Source organism: Xenorhabdus santafensis, assembly GCF_033949405.1.
Classification (GTDB): Bacteria; Pseudomonadota; Gammaproteobacteria; order Enterobacterales; family Enterobacteriaceae; genus Xenorhabdus; species Xenorhabdus santafensis.
This window is the reverse complement of the sequence record NZ_VCDN01000087.1, coordinates 1-4,373: the sequence shown is the minus strand read 5'-3', so window position 1 is coordinate 4,373 and position 4,373 is coordinate 1. Positions and strand designations below refer to the sequence as shown.

The following is a 4,373-nucleotide window of genomic DNA, read 5'->3' as shown; positions in this document are numbered from 1 at the left end:
GCTACTTTTTGGTATCCGGCTAGATTGGGACTTTGCCGATCCAACGGGTGTCCTGTTGAAAACGGAAATTAACTATAGCAAAAACGGTAAAGATGATAACACGCTGCAATCCGCTGATATCTCCTACCCACAACGAACCCACACTTTGCAGGGATTGGCGGCTGGAGAGAAGCTCTATTTCCGGGCACGGTTGGTGGATAAATCGGGTAACACCTCAGAGTGGACAGCATGGGTTAGCGGCACCGCGTCCAATGATACTCGCTGGATAGTGGAAGCCAGTCAGGATCATTTTCTGGATGCAGAAACCGGGCGGCATATACAGAAGCAACTAGATGAGCAGGCTAGAGCTGATGTGCGTCACAAACAGGCTATTGCGGAAAACGTGCAGGCCATTGAGAGGTTGAGTGGTATTTTGAAAGAGCTGAAGCAACGTATTCGGTAATATTGTTTTAGTCATTACTCGCTCTGGAACAGTCGCTGAACTGAGAAAAACTTTATTTGGCAGTTTTCTTTGTGCCAGGAGCAGACGTTGTTAACTTCAGTCTATGTTTATCAATGGGGGCAGACCTGTCAGCTAAATGGCCGTAAAAGGACAAGCCCTTCGGTAGCGTAAGTTTACTTACTGTGTGTTTCATAAGGCATATGCTTGACTTTAATCTTATGAAGTTGTCATACTTCAAAAGGATGGGGCAGGTTCTTCCTCTTGCTTCTGTAAGGGCGGCTCTGATAATGAATAGCGATTTTTTGCTGTTGAGCTTAGGCTCACTGATCCTGCTTAGCAGGGTGTTCAACGGTTCCAATCTTTCCTGTCCCTTCCATATCCCAAAAAATAAAAGGGAGTTTTCATGCGGGACAATATCTGGTTTACATATAAAGCACGTATTAATGCACATCATCGTCTGGAGTGGCTTGAAAAACACTCTCAGTTCATCCTCGTTTGGTATGCCATATTAAGTGCAGTGCTTTCAATCGTGACATTACGCTTTCCAAAAGTCCTAGGGAATAACACCGATATTCTTGCGACAATACTTTCGGTGGCTTTACTAGGTATTTCACTTGTAGTTTCAAACCTGGACTTCCGCGGCAGAGCAATATCCATGAGGAGGAATTATCTTGCACTACAGCAGCTCTATTCTGATACTACAACCGGGCAACCATTAACGCTTGAACAAAGAAAAAAATATCATGAATTGCTCGATGAAGTTGAGAATCATCTTGATATAGATGATAAAACCGCACGTGTAGCCCAGGTAGGACTTACAACAAGAACCCCTACCAATAAAGAAAAACGAATAGTTTTAGGCTGGAAAATAAAGCGATTCATATTTACTTATTCCTTTTACCTACTCCCGCTTGTTTGGATAGCCTATGACTGCTGGTCGAATCTTTAAAAAATCCTTTTCGGAAAGAAACCTCCTCAAAGTATATAAGGAAAAAATAAAAGAATCCGGTGCTATTGGCATCGACCGAGTTCGCCCTTCTAAACTCGACTCAACGATAAAAAATGAAATTAAATTTATTTCTGAAAAAGTTAATTCTGGTAGTTACAAATTCACAGCCTACAAAGAAAAGCTAATATCTAAGGGGGCTAACTCTAACCCCAGACAGATCTCAATACCCACAGTCAGAGATAGGATTACTCTCAGAGCTCTTTGCGAATGTCTTACAGAAATTTATCCTGACTCTAGGTTGAGACTGCCACATAAAGTAATTGATTCATTGAAGGTTGCATTGAATAGCGGTCTATATACAGAATATGCTAAGATAGATCTCAGAACCTTCTACCCTTCAATTAAACATACACTGATAGCTGATGTGATAAAAAATAAGGTTAGAAAGAGCGAGATTAGAAAATTAATAATGTCGTCATTGGTCGTTCCTACAGTAAGTGAATTTAAAGGTAGCAAAGGCGCCTCAGCGAACCCCAGAGGAGTACCTCAGGGACTAGCAATTTCAAACATTCTGGCTGAGATTTCTTTATCCATTTTCGATAAGGAAATTAATGAAATTCCAGATATCTGGTTCATGCGCTATGTTGATGACATTCTTATTCTGACCCCAAATAGCCAGGCCGAAACGATGGCATCTCATGTTATTGAGAAGCTCCAACTATTGAATTTAAATCCTCATCCACTAAATGAGGAGAACTCAAAATCCAAAGTTGGTAATCTGGATGAATCCTTTGACTTTCTTGGTTATCACATAAGCCAAGGAGAATTATTAATCAAGCATGAGAGTATTCTCAGATTCGAATCCTCACTAGCAAAAATTTTCACTGCATACAAGCATGCGCTACTGCAGGCTAAGAATAAGTGCGATAAAGAGCGAGCCATAGCGTACTGTCAGTGGAAACTCAACCTTAGAATCACAGGGTGTGTATTTGAGGGGAAACGCCTGGGATGGGTATCATACTTCTCGCAAATATCCACAACGGCCCAACTTCGCTCCGTTAATCATACCGTAAGTCATCTTATCCGCCGATTCAGTCTTTCATCTGAAATAAAACAAAAATCTTTGATAAAAACATTCTATGAACTTCGTCGTGGAACTGCGGACACATTTAAATACATACCTAACTTTGACAACCTAGATATATCTCAGAAGCGAGAACTTGTTTCAATGTGGATAGGTAAAGATAAGGCAAAAATGCTAAGCAATAGTGAAATAGAGCGAAAGTTTAAATTTAAAATTGCTAATTCCGCAAAAGAACTTGAAGAAGATATTTCAGGAATATCATAAAAACAAGCAAACACCACAGGGAAATTGCGATATATACGCAATAAACTTGAAGATGCATGAGAGGATATGATTCATCTTATTGATTTTTAATAATTAACCTTAAAATCAAACCAGCACCTTGAAGTTAAATGAGTATAGAAGAAACTAACCATCGTAATTCTGAATATCCACTGCTTTGTTAGTCATCCTTTTAGTTAGCTACTCTGCAACTTGGACATTGATGACCACAGGGAACTTCCGCTCCTCGCTCTTAACTGACAGTCAGGTTTATTCGTGCCCTGCCATAGAACACTGTCAGGTTAAGCCGCAACTAATGTACATTATGGATTCGGCTCCCACGGATTGAGGATCGTCACCCCTGTAGGCTGAAAATCGGCTACGTTACGCGTGACTACCGTCATACCATGTACAAGCGCTGTAGCAGCAATCAACGCATCACGCTCGCTGCACTTGTCAGGAACGTGCAACCGGGCACAGCGTTGAGCCACAGCGGTATCAACGGACAGCGATCGTTCTGAAAATTCCGGCAAGACATGTTGTTCCAGCCAAACACGCAGCATAGCCCCTTGAGTCGCATCCTTACGTTCAATCAATAAAACACCAAGCTCTAACTCCATGATCGTGATTGTAGATACAAAGAGGCTGGTGGCATCAACGTTTTCAGCCCATTTTGTCACGTTAGGATTGGCCTTCCCTGCCCGAATTTTTCGTAGTTCGGACACCACGTTGGTATCGAGTACGTACATCATGAGAAATCAGCTGGACGAGTTCCGATATTCACCCGCTGCGGCTCAAACTCAATATCCGCAACACCCGGCATCGCCAGCGAATCGGCAATGTTGCGATGTTGCTTTGTCAGCAGCCGGTATTCTTCAATGCTCAACAGCACATGGGCAGGCTTGCCGCGATCAGTGATGAATACGGGGCCGTTTTTGGTTGCCTTCTTTGCGCGGGTAACATCCTGATTCAGTTCCCGACTGGATAGGGTTGTGATGGTCATGTCTGTACCTCCTGTTTGAATCATTATATAGGAACATTACTACATTATAAACGATAGTGCAAATTTTGTTCGCTTTCTTGCGAGCAGCTTTGCAAAGGCAATTTTTGTCAGTGGTATGTTATTTGGACGGGAGATAGAGTGGCGGTGAAGTATCGACGCGGCTTTAACGTGCTGGAACACGATAAAACCGCTAACCACAGCAACTAATCAGGATAGTTATTATGGCTGACGCGCATTCTACTGCAGGCATCTGCATTTACAAAATTTCCCAACCAGAACGTTATCAGAAAGTGGTTTACCGTCCTAAGGGAGTTAACCGCACGATCCCTGCCATCAACTTAAGCGGAAAATGGCTACTGGAAGCGGGGTTTTCCATTAACGATCCGTTAAAAATCAGAGTGATGCCGGGCTGCTTGATTATCACCAGCCAAAATTTTCATGAATTGTGGCACTGTTTAAAAAGCCTGAATGAAGGCGAGTGGGATGATATCTCCGTGGCACATTGGTTACGGCAATTTCCCGGAAAATTAAGTAAAAAGTTATTGGGGTGAATTCGTAATTATCTGTTTTTTCATTGAAAATGATGTATTTAATGCTCCCGAGTGAACTACATTTTGCGCTTAAATGGCAGAAT

5 protein-coding genes and 1 pseudogene are annotated in these 4,373 nt (G+C 42.2%); 4 read left to right on the top strand and 2 right to left on the bottom strand.

The genetic code is table 11. The annotated features are described in order from the left end of the window. The 3 genes and pseudogenes from FE392_RS16920 to FE392_RS16910 all read left to right on the top strand — a co-directional run. Positions 1–442: pseudogene (locus tag FE392_RS16920) on the top strand (host specificity protein J); the annotation flags it as partial. Positions 443–845: 403 nt separating this feature from the next. Continuing rightward, positions 846–1,391: an SLATT domain-containing protein gene (locus FE392_RS16915; RefSeq protein WP_319931371.1), complete on the top strand. Its 546-nt coding sequence runs from the start codon at positions 846–848 to the stop codon at positions 1,389–1,391. Continuing rightward, complete coding sequence (locus FE392_RS16910; protein WP_319931370.1) at positions 1,369–2,739, top strand: reverse transcriptase domain-containing protein; 1,371 nt, start codon at positions 1,369–1,371, stop codon at positions 2,737–2,739. Before FE392_RS16915 ends, FE392_RS16910 begins: the two co-directional genes overlap by 23 nt. A 320-nt stretch (positions 2,740–3,059) precedes the next feature. On the opposite strand, the gene FE392_RS16905 is transcribed toward FE392_RS16910, so the two are convergent. Both FE392_RS16905 and FE392_RS16900 read right to left on the bottom strand, forming a co-directional pair. Beyond that, a complete protein-coding gene (locus tag FE392_RS16905; RefSeq protein ID WP_319931372.1) occupies positions 3,060–3,485 on the bottom strand; it encodes a type II toxin-antitoxin system VapC family toxin in 426 nt (141 codons plus the stop codon). Beyond that, a complete protein-coding gene (locus FE392_RS16900; protein ID WP_319931369.1) occupies positions 3,485–3,739 on the bottom strand; it encodes a type II toxin-antitoxin system Phd/YefM family antitoxin in 255 nt (84 codons plus the stop codon). The genes FE392_RS16905 and FE392_RS16900 overlap by 1 nt, the downstream gene beginning before the upstream one ends. A gap of 221 nt (positions 3,740–3,960) precedes the next feature. On the opposite strand from FE392_RS16900, the gene FE392_RS16895 reads away from it, so the two are divergent. Beyond that, positions 3,961–4,290, top strand: coding sequence for a SymE family type I addiction module toxin (locus FE392_RS16895; RefSeq protein WP_319931368.1), 330 nt, complete (start codon positions 3,961–3,963; stop codon positions 4,288–4,290). Positions 4,291–4,373: the final 83 nt, after the last annotated feature.

Coding starts and splice junctions, on each gene's coding strand:
- FE392_RS16900 (WP_319931369.1), bottom strand. CDS start 3,739: ATGACCATCACAACCCTATCCAGTCGGGAACTGAATCAGGATGTTACC.
- FE392_RS16910 (WP_319931370.1), top strand. CDS start 1,369: ATGACTGCTGGTCGAATCTTTAAAAAATCCTTTTCGGAAAGAAACCTC.
- FE392_RS16895 (WP_319931368.1), top strand. CDS start 3,961: ATGGCTGACGCGCATTCTACTGCAGGCATCTGCATTTACAAAATTTCC.
- FE392_RS16915 (WP_319931371.1), top strand. CDS start 846: ATGCGGGACAATATCTGGTTTACATATAAAGCACGTATTAATGCACAT.
- FE392_RS16905 (WP_319931372.1), bottom strand. CDS start 3,485: ATGTACGTACTCGATACCAACGTGGTGTCCGAACTACGAAAAATTCGG.